The following is a 21,596-nucleotide window of genomic DNA, read 5'->3' on the forward strand; positions in this document are numbered from 1 at the left end:
CAGCCGCTCTGCGCAGCCTGGAGCGGCTACCGGCCGCGCCTGCAGCAGGCCGTGCAGATCGCCGCCCGCCTGCGTCAGGGCCGTGGGGAACTGCCGGCCCTGGAAACCAGCGCCAAGGCGGCCGAAGCCGGACAGGCCAGCGCGCGCCAAGCGCTCGATGAACTGCAGGCGCAGATCGGCGGCGAGACGGGCCTGGGCGAACAGCTCGCGCACCTCAACGCCCGGCTCGAATCCTGGCGCGAAGCCGAACGCCAGTGGGAAAGCCTGCACCACCTCTGGTCGCGCCAGCAGCAGCTCGCCACCCAACAGCGAACCCTGGAGAGCGACCAGAGCCGCCAGCAGACCGAACTCGACGCACTGACCCAGGCCGGCAAGCTCGCCCGCAGCGAACGCGACGATGCGGAGAAGGCGCTCAAGGTGGTGCAGGCAGTGCTGGATCGCCAGCGTCTGGCACGCAGCGCCAACGTCGAGGCCCTGCGGGCGGCGCTGGTGCCGGGCGAGCCCTGCAGCGTGTGCGGCAGTGCCGAGCACCCCTGGCACGACGGCACGGCCCTGCTCGCCGCCCTCGATCAGCAGGACGAGCAGGAAGTCGAGCGGGCGCAGCGGCAGCTCAAGACCCAGGACGAAAAGCTGCAGGCCCTGCGCGACCAGCACATCGCTCTGACCACCGGGCTCAAGCAGAACGCCCAGCGCCAGGCGGAAATCGCCGAGGAACGGGCCCGACTGGAGCCGCAACTGGCGGCCCTGCCCGGCCATGCCGAGCTGCTGGCCCAGCCGGATACGGAACGACCGTCCTGGCTCGACGGGCGGATCGCGACATTGCGGCAGGACATCGCCGCCGCCAATGCCCGCCAGCGCGAGCTGCTCGGGCTGCAGCAGCGCAGCGAAACGCTGCACAGGGACTGGCAGCACGCCCGCGAAGCCTGCGTCCAGGCCACCCAGGCGCTGGCCGGTCAGCGCGCCGCTATCGAACGGGACAACGAGCGGCTCGAAGAGGAGCTGGCCGAGTTCGCCGGCCTGCTGCCCGCCGCCCTGCTGGATCGCTGGCGCGAGGCATCCGCCGAGACCTTCATGCAGCTGGACGGCCAGGTCGAGGCGCGGCGCCAGCAGATCGACCAGCACGCGGCATTGGCCGAAGAACGGCAACAGCGCCAGGCCGCGCTGGAGCGCGAGCAGCTGCTGCAACAGCATCGCCTCGACCAGCACAAGGCGTGCGGCAGCCGCCTCGCCGAGCTGCAAGACCGCGAGCAGGCCTGCCGCCAGCGCCTGCGCGAAAGCCTGGGCGAGCACCCCAGCGCCCAGGCGTGGCAGCAGCGCCTCGAAGCCACGATCCAGGCCGCCCGGCAGCGGCAGGTCGAAGTGGACAGGCAACTCAACGAGGCGCGCGTCGAGCTGACCCGGCTCGCCGGCGAGCAGCAGAACTGTAGCCAGCGCCGCGACGAGCTGCTGGCCGAGCGCAGCGCTCTGGCCGACGAACTCGCCGCCTGGCGCGCCGCGCACCCCGATCTGGACGATGCGACCCTGGCGCAGCTGCTGCAGCTGGACGATGCGCTACTGGGCGAAGCACGCGAGCGGCTGCGGGCCAACACCGAGCAGCTCGCCCGGGGTCGCGAGCGCCTGGACGGCTGCGAGCAGCGGCTGACGGCCCATCGCGCCGAACAGCCGGAGGCGGCGCAGGCCGAAACCCTGGAAGAGCGATTGAACGCCCAGCTCGCCCAGTGCGAACAGGCCGAGCAGCGCGGCACCGAGACCCGCGCCGCCCTGCTCGACGACGACCGGCGGCGCAACCAGAGCCAGGCACTGCTCACGCAGATCGCCGACGCCACCGCCGAGAGCCAGCGCTGGGGCCGCCTCGCCGCCCTGATCGGTTCGAGCGACGGCGGCGCCTTCCGCAAGATCGCGCAAGCCTACAACCTCGACCTGCTGGTGCAGCACGCCAACGTGCAGCTGCGCCAGCTCGCCCGGCGTTACCGGCTCAAGCGCGGCGGCAGCCCGCTGGGGCTTCTGGTGATGGACACGGAGATGGGCGACGAGCTGCGCTCGGTGCACTCGCTGTCGGGCGGCGAGACCTTCCTCGTCTCGCTGGCGCTGGCCCTGGGTCTGGCCTCGATGGCTTCGAGCAAGCTCAGGATCGAGTCGCTGTTCATCGACGAAGGCTTCGGCAGCCTCGACCCCGAATCGCTGCAGATCGCCATGGACGCGCTGGATTCGCTGCAGGCCCAGGGGCGCAAGGTGGCGGTGATTTCACACGTGGCGGAAATGCACGAGCGCATCCCGGTGCAGATCCAGGTGCAGCGCCAGGGCAACGGTCAGAGCGGATTGAGGATCGTGGGCAGCGGCGCCTAGGCGCCCTGCCCGTTGGCGGGGATCAGCGCAGGAACGGCAGCATGCCCTTGAGCACGTCGTCGCGACGCACGTAGTGGTGCCACAGCGCGATGGCGGCGTGGCCGAGGATCAGCGCGAACAGCAGGTACTGGCTGATCAGGTGGACCTCCTTGGCGATGCCGCGCACGTCCGACGACAACGGCAGCGGGCCGATCTCGACCAGCCAGAACAGGCTGAACGGCCGGCTGCCGAACATCAGCCCGGAAATCGGCATCACCAGCAGCAGCAGGTAGAGCAGGCCATGACCGACCTTGGCGGCGCGCTGCTGGGCGATCGACTCCTCCGGCTTGAGCGCCTGGGCCGGCACCTTGCGGCCCCGGTAGCACAGCCGCAGCACGGTCAGCACCAGCACCGCCACGCCCAGCGACTTGTGCAGGGTGAAGACCTCGCCCCGGCCGCCCAGCAGGCTTTCGAAAATCAGGCCGCTGCCGTAGGGCAAGGCGATGATCAGCAGCACCAGCAGCGCGCTGATCCAGTGAAAGCCGATCTGGGTGGCGGTGTAACGCGGCAATTGCATGGGCAATCCTTAATCGTCATGGCGAGCCGGGCATTGTCTCGCTCCGTGCTGACGAGGTGAAGCGAGACGGCCTTTGCAAGGTGTTTCAGAAGGGAAAGGCGGATAGGACGAGCCCGGTAGCGCCACTTGTGGCGACGCCGCCGGGGCCGAACGATACACACACACTGGGAAAAGCGAACGCTGCGCTCATGGCGCGGCGTCGACCCGCCGGCGCTGCCGGGGGTGCGGGGAAGATAATCAACGGACCTTTCAACAACCTGTCGGCCTCCAACAGGAACCACCCAAGACCTTGGCCGAAACCTGAAACGGGAGGACCGGTGACACCTTCGGACCCACCCATCGCCGCGCACCTGGAGGCCCTGCACCGCGACGGCTTCGTCCTGCTGCGCGGGGTGCTCGACGCCGGCCGGATCGCCGAACTGCACGAGGCGATCGACGCGCTGCGCCCCGAGCACTGGGACTACACCGGCCTGGTCGACCACTACAAATGCGTGTTCAACCGTGACCCGCTATGGTTGCCCTACCTCGACCTGCCCGGCGTGATCGAGCTGGCCGAGGCCGCGCTCGGCGCCGATTGCCACGTGATCGGCCAAACCGCCTGGCGCTGCCATCCGGGCTTCATCGGCGGCGACCTGCACCAGGACTACCAGGTCATGGAACTGCCCGAATCCCTGCTGGCGGACCCGGACTTTCGCGTGCCGATGCAGATCCTCACCGCGCACCTGTTCATCGACAGGATCACCGAAGACCTCTGCCCGACCTGCGTGATTCCCGGCAGCCACCGGGCCGGGCGCGCGCCGGCCGAGGGCGAAACCCACTGGCGCGGCCGCGCTGCCGAACCCGTGCTCTGCGAAGCCGGCGACGTGCTGCTGTTTCGCAGCGACCTCTGGCACGCCGGCAGCCGCAACCTCAGCGGCGACCGCATCCGCTACCTGCTGCAGGTGCATTACGGTCGGCGCATGGTGGCGCAGAAATTCTCGCCGTATCTGCAATGGCGCTTCGATCCCCGGGTGCTGGCCGCCGCCACGCCGCGCCAGCGCCGGCTGCTGGGCGATCACGAACCCTCCGAATACGACTGAAGCGGCCGTTCGCCACCGGGGCGGGCAATCCACTACAGTTAGCGAACCCCCGCCCTCGACGAGTTTCGATGCAATGCTATTAGGAAGCGCAGAACTGTCCATGACCGTGCTGATGACCCCGGATCAGGCCAACTTTTCCGGCAACGTGCACGGCGGAACGCTGCTCAAGTACATGGACGAAGTGGCCTATGCCTGTGCCAGCCGCTACGCCGGCCACTACGTGGTCACCCTGTCGGTCGACCAGGTCAACTTCCGCCAGCCGGTCCACGTCGGCGAACTGGTGACCTTCCTCGCCTCGGTCAACTACACCGGCAACACCTCGATGGAAGTCGGCATCAAGGTGATCACCGAACACATCCGCGAGAAGACCGTACGCCACACCAACAGCTGCTTCTTCACCATGGTGGCGATGGATGCCGACGGCAAGCCGACCACGGTTCCCCCGCTCGAACCGCAGACGCCGGACCAGAAGCGGCGCTTCGCCCAGGCGCAGCAGCGCCGGCAGATCCGCCAGGAACTCGAAGCGCGTTACCTCGCCCTGAAAGACGCCTACTGAGCCGTCCCCGACAGCTGCGAGAGATAGGCCGCCACCGCGGTGATGTCCTGCTCCGACAGGATGGCCGCGATGGGCAGCATCGGCGAGCCGGCGCGGCTCGGGTCCTTGTCGCGAAACCGGCTCAGGGTGCGTTGCAGGTATTCGGCCGGCTGGCCGGCCAGGCGGGGCGCGCTTTCCTGGCCCTGGGCATGCGCGCCGTGGCAGGCGATGCAGGTGTTCCTGAACACCGCGGCGCCCTTGAGGCTCAGCGCCGGGTCGACCTTATGGGCCTTGGGTTTGACCCGTTGCTGGCTGAAGTACACGGCGATGTTGACCCGCTCCTCCAGCGAAAGGATCTGCGCCAGCTGCGACATCACGTAGTCGCTGCGCTGGCCGTCGGCGAACTTCTCGAACGAACTGAACAGGTAGCGCGGATTCTGGCCGGCCAGATTCGGGATGTGCTCGCGCTTGCTGTTGCCGTCGCTGCCATGGCAATGGCCGCAGAGCACGATGCGCTCCTGCCCGGCGGCGTAGGCCTGCTGTCGCAGCGCATCGTCGGCCATCAGGGCGTTGAATCGGGCAGCGGCTTCCTCGTTGGCATGAGCCAGGGAAGCCAGGCTGCAGAACAGGGCGAAAAACACGAAACGCATGGGAAAGATCCTGTCGGTACACGTCCATTTTTATGGGCGCGACTCTAAGTCCCTCTCCCCGTGCGCACCCTGGCGCAGATCAATAAACCCGGTGATAGCCCCGCCTCAGAGGCCGAGCAACGGCCGCAGGCGCTCGGCACCCAGCGTGCCGCGCAGCAACAGCAGGTCGATCCAGAACGCCTGGTGCATCAGCACGATGAACCAGAACGGCAGCTGGAAGCCCAGCTTGCGCGTCTTGTGCCGCAGCAGCTGCTGGGCGACCAGGGCACCGGGCCAGCCGCCGACGAGTTCGAACAGGTGCAGCCGGCTCTCGGGCCTGCGCCAGCGGTCCTTCATCGCGCTGTGCTTGTCGCGCCAATAGAGCAGGAAGGTCACCAGGCTCGCCGCGCCATAGATCATCAGGACGACCGGCATCCGACCCGCCAGCAGCGGCTGCAGCCCGCCCCACAGCGGCAATGCGCAGAGCAGCGCGAAGACGACGAGCTTCGCCGGAAGGTGGCGCATGCCGGCGGCTCGCGCGGCACGACGCGGCGCCTGGCCCTTCGGCGGGGAGGCGCTGCTCCTGGCGGGCCTGGACGTTCGCCCGGCCGCCGGCTGATCTGGCGCCAGGCCAGCCTCCAGACGCATCCACTCGGCGCGCGGCCGGCCTTGTTCGTCGCGACCGCCCACGAACAGCACCCGGTCGCCAGCCACCGGGCGCCGGTCGCCCCGCACGCTGGAGGCATGGACGAACACCTCGGCGCCGCCGCCCTGTGGACGGATGAAGCCGAAGCCCTTCTGCTCGTTCCAGGATTTCAAGGTCCCGCGCTGTTCCATGTCTCGTTCGGTCCAGGCAAAGACGCGATGCTACCCAAGGGCCGCCGCCACGGTCACCACACCCGCGCACAAACAAAAAAAGGGCGCCCGCTGGCGCCCCTTGGTGATGCAGCCCTCGATCAGGCTGTACGGCCGATGAGGGTACGCTCGGAGCCACCTTCGGCCAGACGATGCGCCCCGACGCGGTCGGCGCCGTCTTCGGCAACGCGACGGTTCAGCGTACGCTCGGCACCGCCCTCGGCCAGACGATGTGCGCCAACGCGGTCGGCGCCGTCTTCGGCAACGCGACGGTTCAGCGTACGCTCGGCACCGCCTTCGACCAGACGATGTGCACCAACGCGGTCGGCGCCGTCTTCGGCAACGCGACGGTTCAGCGTACGCTCGGCACCGCCTTCGGCCAGACGATGTGCGCCAACGCGGTCTGCACCGTCTTCGGCAACGCGGTGAATGCCGGTGCGCTCGGCGCCCCCTTCGGCGACCAGGTCGGTGGCGGCGAAGCTGCTGGCGGCGCCCAGGGCAGCGATGAACAGCGCGGCGATGGTTTCGGTTTTCATGATCGGTTCCTCGAAGGGTTGGGAAGTGGCTACGGGGTGAATACTGCGCCGCGACCCCCGCCCTGGTGAAACAGACAGGGCTGATAGCCTTCATTGCCGCAATTGATGGTTGCCCCCGAAGCGGCGCCAGGTCCGGCAGCCAGGAACAAAACCCTATACAATCCGCGCCTTTTTCCGCCCTGTCCGCGAGGAACCCGTGAGTACATTGCCGCCCTGCCCCGCCTGCGCATCCGAATACACCTATGAAGACGGCCTGATCCTGGTCTGCCCCGAATGCGCCCACGAGTGGTCGTCCACGCCAGGCGAAGAAGCCGCCGGCGCAGGCGACAAGGTGATCAAGGACGCGGTGGGCAACCCGCTGCAGGACGGTGACAGCGTCACCGTGATCAAGGACCTCAAGGTCAAGGGCTCCTCGCTGGTGGTCAAGGTCGGCACCAAGGTGAAGAACATCCGCCTGGTCGAGGGCGACCACGACATCGATTGCAAGATCGACGGCATCGGCGCGATGAAGCTCAAGTCCGAATTCGTCAAGAAGAGCTGAGCCGCCGCGGCGCAGAGTCGGTCACGCCCCGGCCCGCGGGGCTGCGCTAGAGTCGAAGGCCGAGCCCACACGCGTTCAGGAGTCCCGACATGCGCCACGCCCTTGCCCTGCTCGTCAGCCTGTTCGCCCTGGCCGGCTGCGGCGCAGGCGAAACCGCCGCCACCGCCAGTCTCCAGGCCGAGCAGGCCAGCCAGGCGCAGCAACAGATGGCCCGGCTGCAGCAGCAGATCGACGAGGCCAACCGGCAGAGCAACCAGCGCCTGGAAGAGGCGCTGCGCGCCTCGCAATGACCGCCATGCCGGCGCCGATCCACACGCTGAAATCATCTTTGCGACGCCTCGGGCGAACTCCGGGGGCTCGCTCATCTCCTATGGGTAACCGACCCAACCAGGAGGCCCCATGGTCAAGCCCTCGTTCGCCGTTTGTGCGGCAGCCCTGTTCTGCTCCGCCGCATTCGCCCAGTCGCAGAAGGTGGAGATCGTCACTCACTTGAATGGCCTGGATCTGGTCGTCGAACCGATGGGCGTTCCGCTGCAGACGCAGAACGGGCCGGAGCTGGTAGGCGTGCGCGCCGTGAAGGTGATGAACCAGAGCGCGCAGATGGCGTCCTGCGAATTCCACATGGCACCGGAAGACCGCACCACGGCGGCCACTACGCCGACGTTCACGGTCGACCCCAACAGCCAGGTGATCGAGCGCGTTCCCGGCGAATACTCGCCGGACCGCCCCTATGCCGAGATCACCTGCAAGCCGGCCGACGCCTCGCCGAGCGCCGATTCGATGGATTGAGCGGCAGCCGCGACCGGCTGCCCGCCCGGGCTCAGCGGTAGCGCACGCCGAGCGCTTGCAGCGCTTCCCAGTAGCCGGGATAGGTCTTGGCCACGCAGCCCGGATCGAGGATCTCGAGCCCCTCGATCTTCAGCGCGGCCAGGGCGAAACTCATGGCGATACGGTGATCGGCATAGGTCTCGATACGCGCCGGCAGATGCTGGCCGGCCAGCGACGGGTCGGAGGCGACCAGCAGATCGTCCCCCTCCTCGATGCCCAGGCCCGGGCGAATGCGCGACAGCTCGGTGGCCAGCGCGGCGACGCGGTCGCATTCCTTGACCCGGAGGTTGGCGATGCCGGTGAAGCGCACCGGCGTGCGGTTGAAGGCCGCCAGTACGGCGAGCGTCGGGATCGCGTCCTGCATCTGCGAGCCGTCGATCACCGCCGGCATCTCGGGGAAGGCATCGATCACCGCCTTGGCCCGGGCGTCGGGCTGGATGAACGCATCGGCCGGCACGCCCAGGTCGATGGCGCCGCCGGTCAACGCTTCGGCGGCCCACAGATAGGTGGCGGCCGAGGCGTCGGGTTCGATGACGAAATCGCAGGCGCGGTAGCCGGTCGGCAGGATGCGCCAGGTGGCGGCGTCGAGCTGCTCCACCTCGGCACCGAAGGCACGCATCGCCGCCAGCGTCAGGTCGATGTAGCCGCGCGCGCCGATCTCGCTGCCCAGCAGCGCCACTTCGCACGGGCCTTCGGCGCAGGCGGCGGCCATCAGCAGCGCCGAGACGTACTGGCTCGACAGCCCGCCGTCGATCTCGATGCGCCCGCCGCGCAGGCGCCCCGCCCCCTGCACCGTCACCGGCGGGCAGCCACCGCTGGCGGAAATCTCCAGGCCCAGGGCGCGCAGCGCCTGCACCAGCGGCTCGATCGGACGCTTGCGCATGTGCTCGTCGCCATCGAGCACCACCTGCCCCTCCACGTTGGCCACCGCCGCGGTCAGAAAGCGCATCGCCGTGCCGGCATTGCCGAGGAACAGCGGCTCCTGCGCAGCGACCAGGCGCCCTTCGCTGTGCACCACGAAGCTGTCGGCCGAGGGCTCCTCCACCGTCACGCCCATGGCCCGCAACGCCTGCGCCATCCAGTGGGTGTCGGCGCTCTTCAACGCGCCGCTGAGCCGGCTGGTGCCGCGCGCCAGCGCCGCCAGCAACAGTGCCCGGTTGGTGATGGACTTGGAGCCGGGCAGCGTCAGCCGCCCCCGCAGAGGATGCTGGACCGGAATCGGAGTCAGGGAGGTACGTTGCAGAAAGTCGCTCATGCCAATGCTCGATAGCCTGCTGTCGGCGCAGATGAAAGGACGACGGCGGCCGCGAGGCACGCCGGGGCATGCAGACTATGAAACAACCCGGCCCGCGACAACCGCTGCGGCAAACAAAAAGGCCAGTCTCACGACTGGCCTTTCGCTCGTCGCCCTGCCTCAGCCGTTGCTGGGGAAGGCGAACTGCGCCGCCTCGTGGCTCGCGCGCTGCGGCCAGCGCTGGGTGATCGACTTGCGCCGGGTGTAGAAACGCACGCCGTCCGGGCCGTAGGCGTGCAGGTCGCCGAACAGCGAGCGCTTCCAGCCGCCGAAGCTGTGATAGGCGACCGGCACCGGCAGCGGCACGTTGACGCCGACCATGCCCACCTCGATCTCGTCGCAGAACAGCCGCGCCGCCTCGCCGTCGCGGGTGAAGATGCAGGTGCCGTTGCCGTATTCGTGCTCGTTGATCAGCGCCATCGCCTCTTCCAGGCTATTGACCCGGACGATGCACAGCACCGGGCCGAAGATTTCTTCCTGGTAGATGCGCATGTCGGGGGTGACCCGGTCGAACAGGCAGCCGCCGAGGAAGAAGCCGTTCTCGTTGCCGGCCACGCTCAGGCCGCGACCATCGACCACCAGCTCGGCGCCGGCCTTGACGCCGTCCTCGACGTAGCCGGTGACCTTGTCCAGGTGCGCGCCGGTGACCAGCGGGCCCATGTCCAGGCCGCAACGGGTGCCGGCGCCGATCTTCAGCGCCTTGATCTGCGGCACCAGCTTGGCGACCAGCGCATCGGCGATCTGATCGCCCACGCAGACCGCCACCGAGATCGCCATGCAGCGCTCGCCGCAGGAGCCGTACGCCGCGCCCATCAAGGCGCTGACCGCGTTGTCCAGATCGGCGTCGGGCATCAGCACCGCGTGGTTCTTCGCCCCGCCGAGGGCCTGCACGCGCTTGCCGCGTTTGGCGCCCTCGCTGTAGATGTACTCGGCGATCGGCGTCGAGCCGACGAAGCTGAGCGCCTTGACCTGCGGCGCCTCGATCAGCGCGTCGACCGCTTCCTTGTCGCCATGCACCACGTTGAGCACGCCCTTGGGCAGGCCCGCCTGGTACATGAGTTCGGCGATCAGCAGCGTCGAGCTTGGATCACGCTCCGATGGCTTCAGGATGAAGCAGTTGCCGCAGGCGATCGCCAGCGGGTACATCCACAGCGGCACCATCGCCGGGAAGTTGAACGGCGTGATGCCGGCGACCACGCCGATCGGCTGAAAATCGCTCCAGCCGTCGATGTCGGGGCCGACGTTGCGGTTGTACTCCCCCTTGAGCAGCTCCGGCGCGCCACAGGCGTACTCGACGTTCTCGATACCGCGCTTGAGCTCGCCGCCGGCATCCTCGATGGTCTTGCCGTGCTCCTGGCTGATCAGCGCGGCAATCTGCTCGGCGTTGTCTTCGAGCAGCTGCTTGAAGCGGAACATCACCTGCGCGCGCTTGGCCGGCGGGGTCGCCCGCCACGCCGGGAACGCCGCCTTGGCCGCGTCGATGGCCTGCTGGATGACCGCGCGATCCGCCAGGGCGACCTGGTGGATGGCCTCTCCGGTGGACGGATTGAACACATCGGCAGTCCGGCCAGCGCCGGCGATACGCTCGCCATTGATCAGATGGGGGATGGTGCTCATGGTGATTCCCTTGTTCTAGTAGGTGGAGCGAAGGTGTCGGCTCGCGGCCGGGAATGTCGCGGGCACCGGGCGCGGGCGGCGCGCCTGTTCGAGACTAGCACGCCGCCCGCCGCCCCGGCGCCCGCCCGTCAGCGGCGTTCCTCGCGGATGAAGGGCACCCCGAGCGCGCCCGGCTGGTCGGCGCCGGCACGCGCGCCCATGGCCACCCAGATCATCACGCCGAGGGTCACGGCATAGGGCGTCATCTGCACGAAGTACTGCGGCAGACGCACGCCGGCGGCGGCCAGTTGCGGGATCAGCGCCTCGATGCAGCCGAACAGCAGCGCACCGGCCAGGGCCTTCCACGGCGCCCAGCGGGCGAAGATCACCAGCGCCACGGCGATCCAGCCGCGCCCGCCGGTCATGTCGGCGATCCACAGCTTGGTGCTGAGCACCGAGATGTAGCCGCCGGCCAGGCCGATCAGCGCGGCGCCGGCGAGAATCGCCGCCAGCCGGTAGCCGAGCACGGAAATGCCCGCCGCATCCGCCGCCTGTGGGTTCTCCCCCACCGCGCGCATCCGCAGGCCCGTGGTGGTGCGGCCGAGAAACCAGACCACGGCGAGGAAGATCAGCGGCGTGATGAACACCAGCGGGTTCTGCACGAAGACCTTGCCCACCAGCGGCAGTTCCGACAGCGGCCACAGCTCGACGGCGCCCAGGCCCCGGACCGGCTTGTTGGTCCAGTCCAGCAGCGTGCCGAGCAACCCGGTCAGTCCCTGGCAGAAGAACACCAGCGCCAGGCCCGCGATCACCTGGTTGATGCGCAGCACCAGCACCATCAGCGCGAACAGCAGGGACACCACCGCCGCCGCGCCCATCGCCAGCAGCAGCGAAACGCCCGGGGTGCCGTAGGCCAGCTGCGCGCCGATCCCGGCCAGCGCGCCGACCAGCATCAGCCCCTCGGCGCCCAGGGCCAGCACGCCGGCGCGTTCGGTGAGGATCAGCCCCAGCGCCGCCAGGGCGAAGGGCACGGCGAAGTCCGGCGTGTTGCCGAGCCAGTTGGCGATCATGTCCATCAGCTTTCGCCTCCCTGAACGCGGCGGATACGGTGGCGGATGAAGAAATCCGAGGAGGCGACGCAGATGACCAGGATCGCCTGGATCAGCTGCACCATGGAGAACGGGATCTGGTAGAACACCTGCAGGCTGCGCCCGGCGACGAACAGCATCGCCATCAGCAGCGCCACCACCAGCGCCGCCAGCGGGTTGTTGCGTGCCAGGAACGCAATGAGAATCCCGGAGAAGCCGTACCCCTGGTAGAACGACTGGGTCAGCCGCCCCTCCTGCCCGGCGATGACCATGAAGCCGGCGATCCCCGCCATGGCGCCGGAGAGCAGCACCGTGCCGATGATCATCTTGCGCACCGGCACGCCCACCGCGCCGGCTACCCGAGGGTTGGCATCGACGAAGCGCAGGTACAGCCCGGCGCGGGAGATGCCGAGGAACCACAACGCCAGCAGCGCGACCACCAGCGCCAGCGGCACCGCCGCGCTGATGCCGTCGAACAGCTCGGGCAATCGCTCGAAGGGCTGGAACTGCGGCGAGTAGGGAAACGAGCTCCTCGGGTCCTTCCAGCTGCCGTAGAGCAGGTGCAGCAGGAAATTGAGCGCGAGGTAGTTGAGCATCAGCGTGGAGATGATCTCGTTGACCGAAAGGCGCAGCTTGAGCAGCACCGGCGCCAGCGCCCAGGCGAGACCGCAGAGCATCGCCACGACCAGCATCAGCGGCAGGCGCAGCGCCTCGGGGCCGATCTGGAACAGCGAGACGGCCGTCGCCCCGATGGCGCCCCAGATCATCTGGCCCTCCAGCCCCAGGTTCCAGAAGCGGGCGCGAAACGCCATGCAGCCGGCCAGGCCGACGAGGATCATCGGCGCGGCCTGGAACAGCACGGCCTTCAGGCTCTGGGCATCGAACACCGTCATGACGACGAATTCGTTGAGCAGCTCGCCGGCCGGCACCCCGGCCGCGATGAGTATCGCGGCAGAAATGCCCAGCCCCAGCAGCAGCGCCAGCCCGAGGATCAGCACCTGCCAGGGCCAGGCCAGCTGCTGGCGGACCTCCAGCGCATAGCGACGGGCGAGCAGGGGCAGCTTGGCCGTCGGCCGGGCCTGTTCGAGGATCACGGGGCGTACCTGTTCATTCATGGCTCACCTCATTCATGGCTGCACCGGCGTGGCCGACCATCGCCTTGCCGATGGCCTGGCGGTCGGCGGGACGCTCGAACTCGGCGACGATCCGCCCGGCATTCATCACGCCGATGCGGTCGGCGAGCGCCAGCACTTCATCGAGGTCCTCGCTGATCACCAGCACCGCCGCGCCGGCATCGCGGGCGGCACGCAGCCGCGCATGCACCGCCGCGCTGGCGCGCACGTCGAGCCCACGGCTGGGGCTGTGCACCAGCACCAGCTGGGGGTCGCGGGAGAATTCGCGGGCGATCACCAGCTTCTGCGCGTTGCCGCCGGAGAGCAGCGCGGCCTTCTGTTTCAGCGAGCGCACACCCTGCACGTCGAAGCCCGCGACGGCCTCGGCGGCTTCCCGCTCCAGGCGCTTGCGCCGCAGGTTGAAGAAGGAGCCGTAGCGCCCGCTATGGATCTGCCCGACGCCGAAGTTCTCCGCCACCGAGAGTTCACCGGCCAGCGCGGTGCCATAGCGATCGGCCGGAATCGCGGCGATGCGCAACTCACGACGTTGCTCGCTGCTGGCCCGACGCAGGTCGCCGAAACCGGCCAGTTCGAGTTCGCCTTCGCAGGGCTCGGGCAGGCCCATCAAGACGTTGGCCAGTTCGCCCTGGCCATTGCCGCCGACGCCGGCGATGCCGTAGATCTCGCCGGCGCGCAGGCTCAGCGTCACGCCGTTGAGCGCACCATGCCCGCCGCCGCGCGAGCGCAGGTCGCGCACCTGCAGGCGCACCTCGCCGGGCGTGGCCGGCTGGTACTCGCTGGCCGGGGCCGAATCGCCCACCGTCAGGCGTACCAGCTCGGGCACCGAGACGCTCTGCGGATCGAGTGTCTGGATCGTTCGCCCGCCACGCATCACCGTGACACGGTCGGCGAAGCGCTTCACGTCACTCATCTTGTGGGTGACCAGCACCACCGCCGCGCCTTGCCGGGCGAAGGCGCGCACCGTCTCCAGCAGGCGCTCGGCCTCCTGGTCGGTGAGCACCGCGGTGGGCTCGTCGAGGATCAGGATGCGCGCGCCGGCCAGCAGCACCTTGAGAATCTCCACCCGCTGCTGCTCGGCCACCGAAAGACGCTCGGTCGACTGCCCCGGGTTGATGGCAAAGCCCAGCTCGGCCGCCTTCTCGCGGATCTGCGCCTCCAGCGCGCGCAGGCGCTGGCGGTGGCTGCCGGTGAAGGTGCTGTTGCCGGGCTGCTCGGGCAGGCCGAGCAGGATGTTCTCGGCCACGGTGAACGGCTTCACCAGCTTGAAATGCTGGTGGACCATGCCGATGCGGTAGCGGCTGGCGTCGCGCGGGCCGCTCAGGCGCACCGGGTTGTCGTCGATCAGCAGCGAGCCGCTCTCCGGCGCGTAGAGCCCGGCGGCGATGTTCATCAGCGACGACTTGCCTGCACCGTTCTCGCCGAGCAACGCATGCACCTCGCCCCAGCGGGCGGTGAAATCCGCATGGGACAGGGCCATGAAGCCGTCGAACGACTTGCTGATGCCGCTGAGCTGCAGCGCGTTCTGCGCACTCATTGCTGCGTCGTCACGCCTTTGACGAACCAGTCCATCTGCCACAGCGCGGAGTCGGCCATCACCTCGCCCTCGGCGATGCGCGCCTTGCCGTCGCGGTCGACCATCGGGCCGGCGTAGATCTTCTTCTGCCCGTTGAGCAGCTCCTCGCGGGCCGCCATGATCTTCGCCTTGTGCTCGTCGGAGACCGCCGGGCCGCAGCAGGCCGCGTCGGTGCCGCCCTCGGCCATGGACAGCAGCGCGCCGTGCTCGGGGGGCGTCCAGTTGCCGGCGGCGATCTTCTTCAATTCCGGGGCGAGGAACCGGTCCCACACCCAGACCGAGGAACAGACCGTGGCGTCCGGGGCGAACTCGCTCATGTCGCGGTGGTGACCGGTGCCGTGCACGCCGCGCTCCTGGGCGACGATCTGCGGCGTCGGGCTGTCGACGTGCTGGCCGATGACGTCGGCACCGGAGTCGATCAGCGCCATGGCCGCGGCGCGTTCCTTGACCGGGTCGTTCCAGGCGCCGGTGTAGACCACCGTGACGGTGGCGTCCGGGTTGATCTGCTGGGCACCGAGGGCGAAGGCATTGACCGTCCAGTTCACCTGGCCGAAGGGATTGGCCGCGACGAAGCCGAGCTTGCCGCTCTTCGACGCCGCGCCGGCGGCCATGCCGCACAGGTACTGGCTCTCGTAGGTGCGCCCGTAGAAGGATTCGAGATTTGCGCTGTTGGTGGTGCCCGAACCGTTGAGGAAGGCCACGTTCGGGTACTTGTCGGCCAGTTCCTTGAAGGTGTCCGAGTAGCCGAAGGCGGTGCCGACGATGACGTTGGCGCCGCGCTGGATCAGCCGGTCCACCGCCGGGCGGATCGAAGAGGCGTTCTCCGGCACGCTCTCGACGTACTGGATCTTGGTATCGAGTTCGGCTTCGAGCTTCTGCCGCGCCTCGTCGAAGGCCTGGGTCCAGCCGCCATCGTTGCGCGGGCTGATGTAGAGCATGGCGATCTTCGCCGGCTTGTCGAGGGTCAGGCCCTCCTGTGCCCCTGCCGTCCCCGCCGCGCCCGCAAGGCCGAGCGATACCGCCGCACACAAGGTCCGTTTCATGAACTGATTCAGCATTGTCGTTTTCCTGAAGTTGGCTATCGGAAGGCAGTGCAGGTCAAAGCTTGTAATTGATGCGAAACACGTTCTTTTCCGGGTCCAGCAGTACGGCCTGGTACCAGTCGTAGTAGGTCCGGTACGGCGCCTTGATCAGGGTCGCGCCCAGGTCGCGGGCGATGGGCACCAGGCGGTCCACCTCCTCCTGCGCCTCGACGTCGATGTTGAGCAGGAACTTGCAGCCGCGGGTGTCGGCGTATTCCTCCAGGTGCAGCAGGTCGTAGGCCTCCAGCGCGTTGAAACCGATGCAGGACTTGCCCGTGTCGAGCCCGCGAAAGATCGGCGAGGCGATCTCGGGAATGTTCCGGAAGCCGAACAGCTCGCGGTAGAAGCCGCTCAGGGCCTCGATGTCCCGGGCGAAGACGTTGACGTAGGAGAGCGTGTTCATGCGACCTCCAGGCCTTTGCCGAAGGTGGTCTGCTTGACGAACTTGGAGAGCAGGTTGTCGCCGGAGGTGACCGGCGCGTGGCGCGGCGGGTTGGCGGCGCTGCAGCAGCCGGGCAGGCACTCGATCACCGCGTCGTAGTTGGGCTGGTGGAAGAACACCAGCGACTGGCGGCCGTTGTCGGTGGGGCTGTCCTTGGGCGGGTTGACCACGCGGTGCAGGGTGGAAATCCACTGGTCGTTGGTCCACTGCATCATCAGGTCGCCGATGTTCACCGCGAAGCCGCCGTCCACGTAGGGCACGTCCACCCACTCGCCCTGCCGGTTGCGCGCCTGCAGGCCGCCCAGGGCGTTGTCCGGCTTGACGATGGTCAGACTGCCGTAGTCGGTGTGAGCGCTGGCGCGCATCTGGCCGGGCTCGACCTCGCCCTTCACGTCCGGGTAGCTCAGGCTGCGGAACATGCTGATGTGCTTGTCGATCTTGTCGTCGAAGAAGGTCTCCGGCAGCGCCAACGCCAGGGCGAAGATACGCATCAGCGACTGCGAGAGGTCGCTCATCGCTTCGAAGTACTCGCGATAGGCCTGCTCGAACCCCTCGATGCCGGTCGGCCAGACGTTCGGCGCAAAATGCGGGCCGGCGGCGGCGCAGTGGTAGTAGTCCTCGTCCGGCACGTCGCTCGGGCCGATGGAGAAGGATTCCTTCAGATCGCCCGGTGCGGCCTCCTCCATCGAGTACGACAGGCTCTCCTCGGCCACGGCGCTGTAGCCGCGCACCATTTCCGGGCTGGGCCGGTCGACCTTGCGCTTTTCCGGCAACGGCAAGGCGAAGAACTGCCGCGTGAGCCGCGACACGCGCTCTACGAGCTCGGTGGGGATCTGATGGTTGGTGATGACCAGAAAGCCGATGTCGCGACAGGCCTGGTCGACGGCCTTGGCCACCTGCTGCTTGCCTTCCGGCGTGCCGGCGAAATACGGCGCCAGGTCGATGATAGGGACGTATTGCAGAGTCATGGTGAAGCACTCCTCTGAACGCAAGGCGGATTGCTCGAGCGCGTCGCACACGGGCGCTGGCGCTTCTCGGAAAGTCGAGCCCCACGGGCCCGGCCGCCCCGTTCGCACGCCGGGCCGACAGCGGAGCAAAGAGCAGAAAGCGTGCCACCCAAACGATGCACTTATGGATCAACGACTTACAGAATCCGAGCGGAAACGGTGGATCGTTTGGTCTGGATCAGAGCACTTGGTTTGTGCAGCAGGGCACTAGAAGCGGGCGTGCTGTGCAATGGCAACCTGCAGCACGACGATGTGCAGAATGGCGGCAACCATGAGAAAGAACGCGTCTTTTTGATAACGCGCGTGATCGGCGGCTACGCCTACGTGGATGCGGAAGTAACCAAAGCACCAGCGCCAGCCTGCCCGTCGGAGCCGCCTGGCCAACGTGCCACGCCACAGTTTCAACCTGCTCGACGCTTATGAGTTCGACAATGGCGTGCTGGACGGCCTGGGCGTGGGTGTCGGCGTGAAGTATGTGGGTGCCCGCAAGGCAGCATCTCCTCCACCGCCTTCGACATGAACGGCTACACGGTCGCCGACCTGGTTGGCCTAGTACCCGCTGGCCGACCGCATCCGCGTGAACCTCAACCTCGACAACGTCTTCGATGAGACTATGACGAGCGCGCCTGGGGCAACATCTGGGCCTACCCGGGTGCGCCTCGCGCTTTACAGGCCGGGATATTCATCGAGCTCTAACGGCAAACTGACGCCGCGCTCACCTCGCGGCGCCAATCTAAAGATTCGTTAACTCAGACGAACACTGCTGGCGAACCCCTGAGTCATAAGTGACGCCCTAACAGCGAGGGGCTGCATTTGGTGCGAATGTCCGCATTCTCAAAACGAATACCGAGTGTTATCCGCCCGCGATAGACACGCTCAGTTCCGCTCAAGTAGTGTTCAAGCCGGATCGGGTCCCCCACCTGACCGAGCAATCGCGGTTTACAAAACGGGGTGTATAACGCCCTTATACAGTCACCACCCCTCGGAAACGCTCAAACCGTTCGCTTCTCTCACTGGGACGGGCTAAAGCCCGCCCCTTAACCAAACGTTAGAGAGCCCCATGAAGCTACGCCCGTTACAATTCGGCTTATTCGCAACAATCGCAGCTTATTTATTTGCACAGCTTGTAAAATCTGGGCTCGAGCTAGTTTTCATCGAGCCATTTTCCGGGTTGTATCCGAGCTTCATTCTTGAGGCTCTTTATTCGTTGCCTTGGCTTATTGGTGGCTTCACCGCCGGATACTTTTCAGTTACTTCTCCGTTAAAGAACGGCGCGATTGTAGGTGGCACTTATGGCACCATTTTTTGCCTTATCGGAATAGCGATGCTTGCATCCCAAACGCACGATCTAGAAAGCCGCCTGTCGCAGCTAAATTATTCTGCCGTAGCAATTATCAGGCTTACAGTTTTATTTACGCTCTCGGCAGGCGTCGGCCACACCATGAGAACGCGCGCAACAAGGCCCTCTAATTAGCGGTTCAAATCACTCGCTTCGCTCACTGGGACGGGCTAAAGCCCGCCCCTTAACCAAACGTCAGGTGCGTTAACTGTGCGAAAACTTTTGGAATCTGACAGCCTCATTCAGGTTAATTTGATAGCCAGCTACCTGCAAAGCAATGGCATAACCGTAAAAATACTAAATGAGCACCAAGGCTCTATTCGTTCAATTGTATCTTTCCATAGACCAATACATCCTGAACTCTGGGTTCACCCTGAACAGTTTGAAATCGCTGCTAAATTAGTCGGGCGCTATCAACACGATCAAGAGTCAAATGATCCGCACAGTGAGATTGAGTGGCTGTGCAAAAAATGCAAGGAGAGCAACCCTGGCAACTTTATGTCTTGCTGGAATTGCGGGGGCTCAAATTGACCCTGGCTATCCTTTGCCGCCGGCATCCGGTTGCACATAACAGGCACTTCAAACCGCTCGCTTCGCCCACGGGAATGGGCTAAAGCCCGCCCTTTAACCAAACGTTAGCTGCAGGAGTATGAATGCACAGCGGTAGCTGTTTATGTGGCGCGGTTTCATTCCGCTTACGGTCCGAGCCCAAGGCAGTGTCGAACTGCCATTGCAGGATGTGCCAGAAGCAGCACGGCGCTGCATTTGCCACGTATGCAAGTGTGCCTAGACATGATCTGGAGTATCTATCCGCGCAACTGCTGACCTCTTACAACTCATCCAGGAGTGTCGTGAGGAAGTTCTGTAGCGTTTGCGGCTCCAGTATCGAATGGAGCGGTAGTGAAAAATTTCCTGACTGGGTATCTATAGCTGTGGCGTTACTCGACAGCCGCTTTGAACCGAGAAGCATCAAAGATATTCATTTGGGGTCTAGAGCATGCTGGCTAAACAGTAGGTAACAATAATTAGAAAAGAAGAAAAGGAGCAGATTAATTTCCGAGATAGCCAAACCATCAATCGATTGGCCCGCCCCCAACCGGCGCGCCGCGCCTTGCCAGCGACCACTCAACCTTCGTTAGCTGCAGCATACGCCCCGGCCGAAACCCTCGGCCTTGCCCACCCACGACTGAACTTATCCCCCTGCGACACGATCCTCTTTAAGCACATTCAGCGCGAGCCTGGCGGCCACGCATCTGCAATGGCATCAGGCCAGACCGCCCCAGCGATTGAGGAATCTGCCGTGACCGCAACCACCCACCGCACCACCTACCCGAGCATGCCGAACCCGTTGCATGCGACCCTGCTTGCCGGGACCGTCCCCCTGTTTCTCGGCGCCTTGCTGAGCGACATCGCCTACGTTCGCAGTTACCAGATCCAGTGGAACAACTTCGCCTCCTGGCTGATCGTCGGCGGCTTGATCTTCTGTGGTCTGGCGCTGCTGTTCGCGCTGGTCGAGCTGATCCGGGCCGAGCGAAAGACGGGGCGGCCGCTGGTTTACGTGCTGCTCATGGCGGCGACCTGGGTGCTGGGTTTCATCAACGCTCTGGAGCACGCCAAGGATGCCTGGGCCACCATGCCGCAAAGCCTGGTGCTGTCGGTGATCGTCGCCGTGCTGGCCTGCGCGGCGACATGGATCGGTCTCTCTCACCGGTACGTTCACCGGCACGTGGGAGGTGTGGCATGAAACATTCGAGCCCAGTAACCGTTCTGGCGATGGCCGTGTTTCTCGCCGCCTGCGGGGGCGAAGGGCAGGATATCGCCCAGCAGTACGGCCCCGATCCCAAGCTCGGCGAGCCCGCGCGTGGGCTGCTGCCCAGCATGACGATCGCCGAGCCGACGCCCTGGGGCGACGCCCTGCCGACGGTACCAGAGGGCTTCTCCGTCACGGCGATCGCGACCGACCTGAAGATTCCGCGGCAGACGCTGGTGTTGCCCAACGGGGACATCCTGGTGGCGGAAGGACGGGGCGGCAGCGCACCGAATCTCAAGCCGAAGGACGTGATCGCCGGTGTCATCAAGTCCCGGGGCACCACCTCGGTGGAAAGCGGCGACCGCCTGACGCTGCTGCGCGACGCCGATGGCGACGGCACCTACGAGCTGCAGACGGTGTTCGCCGAGGACCTCAATGCGCCGTACGGGCTGGCGCTGCATGAGGGCAACCTCTACGTGGCCAATCAGGACGAGCTGGTGCGCTTCGATTACCAGGACGGCCAGACCGAGGCCAGCGGGCCGCCGGAAAAGGTCACGGACCTGCCTTCGGAGATCAACCACCACTGGACCAAGGCGCTGACCATCAGCCCGGACGGGCGCTTCCTGTACGTCGGTATCGGTTCCAACAGCAACATCACCGAACGCGGGATGGAGGCCGAGGTGGACCGCGCCCTGGTCTGGCAGGTCGAGGCCGAGACCGGCCTGTACAAGCCCTACGCGACCGGCCTGCGCAACCCCACCGCGCTGACGATTCAGCCGGGGACCGGGCAGTTGTGGGCGGTGGTCAACGAGCGGGACGAATTCGGCGAGGATCTGGTGCCGGACTACCTCACGTCGGTGCGTGAAGGCGGCTTCTACGGCTGGCCCTACGCCTACTGGGGCCAGCACGTCGACCCTCGGGTTCGGCCGCATGATCCGGAGAAGGTCGCGGCCTCGATCACGCCGGATTATGCGCTGGGCTCCCACGTCGCCGCCCTCGGCCTGGACTTCTCCGAGCCGTCCATGGGCGAGCAGTTCGCCGATGGCGTGTTCATCGGCGAGCACGGCAGCTGGAACCGCAAGCAGCCGGTTGGCTATCGGGTGATCTTCGTGCCATTCAGCGAGGGTCGCCCCTCGGGCCAGCCGATCGACTTCGTGACGGGCTTTCGCACGGAGGACGGCAAGACCCGCGGCCGTCCGGTCGGCGTGACGGTCGACCCGCGCGGCGCCCTGATCGTCGCCGACGACCTGGCGAACATCGTGTGGCGGGTAACGCGCGACCAGTAGGCGATTCTCCCCTCGCCCGCAAAGCCGACGACCGCAGGGTCGTCGGCTTTGTGCGCAGCGTCCCCGCCAGCGCCCGATCCGTATCGGCAAGCGTGGCGGCC

Annotated in this window: 24 protein-coding genes; 11 read left to right on the forward strand and 13 right to left on the reverse strand. The window is 66.6% G+C overall.

Translation table 11 applies throughout. The features are described from left to right. On the forward strand, nucleotides 1-2,346 hold a 2,346-nt coding region (locus tag DN824_RS11125; RefSeq protein WP_282097004.1), incomplete at its 5' end, for an SbcC/MukB-like Walker B domain-containing protein. Nucleotides 2,347-2,368: 22 nt separating this feature from the next. On the opposite strand, the gene DN824_RS11130 is transcribed toward DN824_RS11125, so the two are convergent. Then, the gene (locus DN824_RS11130) at nucleotides 2,369-2,902 is read right to left on the reverse strand and encodes a cytochrome b (RefSeq protein ID WP_138408475.1); all 534 of its coding nucleotides are present in this window, start codon (nucleotides 2,900-2,902) and stop codon (nucleotides 2,369-2,371) included. 317 nt (nucleotides 2,903-3,219) lie between these two features. Between DN824_RS11130 and DN824_RS11135 the strand changes: the two genes are divergently transcribed. Next, nucleotides 3,220-3,981: a phytanoyl-CoA dioxygenase family protein gene (locus DN824_RS11135; protein ID WP_241666693.1), complete on the forward strand. Its 762-nt coding sequence runs from the start codon at nucleotides 3,220-3,222 to the stop codon at nucleotides 3,979-3,981. A 73-nt stretch (nucleotides 3,982-4,054) separates the two neighbouring features. Further along, complete coding sequence (locus tag DN824_RS11140) at nucleotides 4,055-4,537, forward strand: acyl-CoA thioesterase (RefSeq protein WP_138408477.1); 483 nt, start codon at nucleotides 4,055-4,057, stop codon at nucleotides 4,535-4,537. Here the strand turns inward: DN824_RS11140 and DN824_RS11145 are convergent. From DN824_RS11145 to DN824_RS11155, 3 genes are all read right to left on the reverse strand, one after another. Beyond that, nucleotides 4,531-5,166, reverse strand: a complete 636-nt coding sequence (locus DN824_RS11145) for a c-type cytochrome (RefSeq protein ID WP_138408478.1) — start codon at nucleotides 5,164-5,166, stop codon at nucleotides 4,531-4,533. The genes DN824_RS11140 and DN824_RS11145 overlap by 7 nt on opposite strands. 105 nt (nucleotides 5,167-5,271) lie before the next feature. Further along, entirely contained in the window at nucleotides 5,272-5,982 is a 711-nt protein-coding gene (locus DN824_RS11150) for a DUF1294 domain-containing protein (protein ID WP_138408479.1), read from the reverse strand. A 119-nt stretch (nucleotides 5,983-6,101) separates the two neighbouring features. Beyond that, nucleotides 6,102-6,536, reverse strand: coding sequence for a phage infection protein (locus DN824_RS11155; protein ID WP_138408480.1), 435 nt, complete (start codon nucleotides 6,534-6,536; stop codon nucleotides 6,102-6,104). Nucleotides 6,537-6,732: 196 nt separating this feature from the next. Here DN824_RS11155 and DN824_RS11160 point away from each other — a divergent pair, with 196 nt between their 5' ends. From DN824_RS11160 to DN824_RS11170, 3 genes are all read left to right on the forward strand, one after another. Beyond that, the gene (locus tag DN824_RS11160; RefSeq protein ID WP_138408481.1) at nucleotides 6,733-7,077 is read left to right on the forward strand and encodes a zinc ribbon domain-containing protein YjdM; all 345 of its coding nucleotides are present in this window, start codon (nucleotides 6,733-6,735) and stop codon (nucleotides 7,075-7,077) included. Nucleotides 7,078-7,166: 89 nt separating this feature from the next. Then, nucleotides 7,167-7,367, forward strand: coding sequence for a hypothetical protein (locus DN824_RS11165; RefSeq protein WP_174236498.1), 201 nt, complete (start codon nucleotides 7,167-7,169; stop codon nucleotides 7,365-7,367). A gap of 109 nt (nucleotides 7,368-7,476) precedes the next feature. Continuing rightward, nucleotides 7,477-7,866 (forward strand): hypothetical protein, encoded by a 390-nt coding sequence (locus tag DN824_RS11170; RefSeq protein ID WP_138408482.1) that lies wholly within the window; start codon nucleotides 7,477-7,479, stop codon nucleotides 7,864-7,866. 31 nt (nucleotides 7,867-7,897) lie between these two features. Here DN824_RS11170 and DN824_RS11175 read toward each other — a convergent pair whose 3' ends face one another. The 9 genes from DN824_RS11175 to DN824_RS22890 form a co-directional block, all read right to left on the reverse strand. After that, nucleotides 7,898-9,160, reverse strand: coding sequence for a 3-phosphoshikimate 1-carboxyvinyltransferase (locus DN824_RS11175; RefSeq protein WP_206666164.1), 1,263 nt, complete (start codon nucleotides 9,158-9,160; stop codon nucleotides 7,898-7,900). Between the two features lie 159 nt (nucleotides 9,161-9,319). Next, nucleotides 9,320-10,816, reverse strand: coding sequence for a CoA-acylating methylmalonate-semialdehyde dehydrogenase (locus DN824_RS11180; protein ID WP_138408483.1), 1,497 nt, complete (start codon nucleotides 10,814-10,816; stop codon nucleotides 9,320-9,322). Between the two features lie 128 nt (nucleotides 10,817-10,944). Then, on the reverse strand, nucleotides 10,945-11,871 hold the full coding sequence (locus DN824_RS11185) for an ABC transporter permease (RefSeq protein WP_138408484.1): 927 nt from the start codon (nucleotides 11,869-11,871) through the stop codon (nucleotides 10,945-10,947). Then, complete coding sequence (locus DN824_RS11190; RefSeq protein WP_138408485.1) at nucleotides 11,871-12,998, reverse strand: ABC transporter permease; 1,128 nt, start codon at nucleotides 12,996-12,998, stop codon at nucleotides 11,871-11,873. The genes DN824_RS11185 and DN824_RS11190 overlap by 1 nt, the downstream gene beginning before the upstream one ends. Next, nucleotides 12,991-14,550 (reverse strand): ABC transporter ATP-binding protein, encoded by a 1,560-nt coding sequence (locus DN824_RS11195; protein ID WP_138408486.1) that lies wholly within the window; start codon nucleotides 14,548-14,550, stop codon nucleotides 12,991-12,993. Before DN824_RS11195 ends, DN824_RS11190 begins: the two co-directional genes overlap by 8 nt. Continuing rightward, nucleotides 14,547-15,647: a BMP family ABC transporter substrate-binding protein gene (locus DN824_RS11200; protein WP_138408487.1), complete on the reverse strand. Its 1,101-nt coding sequence runs from the start codon at nucleotides 15,645-15,647 to the stop codon at nucleotides 14,547-14,549. The genes DN824_RS11195 and DN824_RS11200 overlap by 4 nt, the downstream gene beginning before the upstream one ends. A 40-nt stretch (nucleotides 15,648-15,687) precedes the next feature. Continuing rightward, on the reverse strand, nucleotides 15,688-16,074 hold the full coding sequence (locus DN824_RS11205) for a VOC family protein (protein ID WP_138408488.1): 387 nt from the start codon (nucleotides 16,072-16,074) through the stop codon (nucleotides 15,688-15,690). Next, nucleotides 16,071-17,081: an isopenicillin N synthase family dioxygenase gene (locus tag DN824_RS11210; protein WP_138408489.1), complete on the reverse strand. Its 1,011-nt coding sequence runs from the start codon at nucleotides 17,079-17,081 to the stop codon at nucleotides 16,071-16,073. Before DN824_RS11210 ends, DN824_RS11205 begins: the two co-directional genes overlap by 4 nt. Nucleotides 17,082-17,327: 246 nt before the next feature. After that, nucleotides 17,328-17,525, reverse strand: a complete 198-nt coding sequence (locus DN824_RS22890) for a hypothetical protein (protein ID WP_158295380.1) — start codon at nucleotides 17,523-17,525, stop codon at nucleotides 17,328-17,330. Between the two features lie 655 nt (nucleotides 17,526-18,180). On the opposite strand from DN824_RS22890, the gene DN824_RS11220 reads away from it, so the two are divergent. The 5 genes from DN824_RS11220 to DN824_RS11240 all read left to right on the forward strand — a co-directional run bounded on the left by DN824_RS11220 (nucleotide 18,181) and on the right by DN824_RS11240 (nucleotide 21,495). Then, complete coding sequence (locus DN824_RS11220; protein ID WP_138408490.1) at nucleotides 18,181-18,594, forward strand: hypothetical protein; 414 nt, start codon at nucleotides 18,181-18,183, stop codon at nucleotides 18,592-18,594. 75 nt (nucleotides 18,595-18,669) lie between these two features. Further along, nucleotides 18,670-18,990 (forward strand): putative signal transducing protein, encoded by a 321-nt coding sequence (locus DN824_RS22895; RefSeq protein ID WP_138408491.1) that lies wholly within the window; start codon nucleotides 18,670-18,672, stop codon nucleotides 18,988-18,990. A 122-nt stretch (nucleotides 18,991-19,112) separates the two neighbouring features. Next, complete coding sequence (locus DN824_RS11230; RefSeq protein ID WP_138408492.1) at nucleotides 19,113-19,478, forward strand: GFA family protein; 366 nt, start codon at nucleotides 19,113-19,115, stop codon at nucleotides 19,476-19,478. Between the two features lie 281 nt (nucleotides 19,479-19,759). After that, on the forward strand, nucleotides 19,760-20,203 hold the full coding sequence (locus DN824_RS11235) for a DUF2231 domain-containing protein (protein WP_414718412.1): 444 nt from the start codon (nucleotides 19,760-19,762) through the stop codon (nucleotides 20,201-20,203). Beyond that, nucleotides 20,200-21,495 (forward strand): PQQ-dependent sugar dehydrogenase, encoded by a 1,296-nt coding sequence (locus DN824_RS11240; protein ID WP_138408493.1) that lies wholly within the window; start codon nucleotides 20,200-20,202, stop codon nucleotides 21,493-21,495. The genes DN824_RS11235 and DN824_RS11240 overlap by 4 nt, the downstream gene beginning before the upstream one ends. Nucleotides 21,496-21,596: the final 101 nt, after the last annotated feature.

It is taken from the genome of Stutzerimonas nosocomialis (genome assembly GCF_005876855.1).
GTDB lineage: Bacteria > Pseudomonadota > Gammaproteobacteria > Pseudomonadales > Pseudomonadaceae > Stutzerimonas > Stutzerimonas nosocomialis.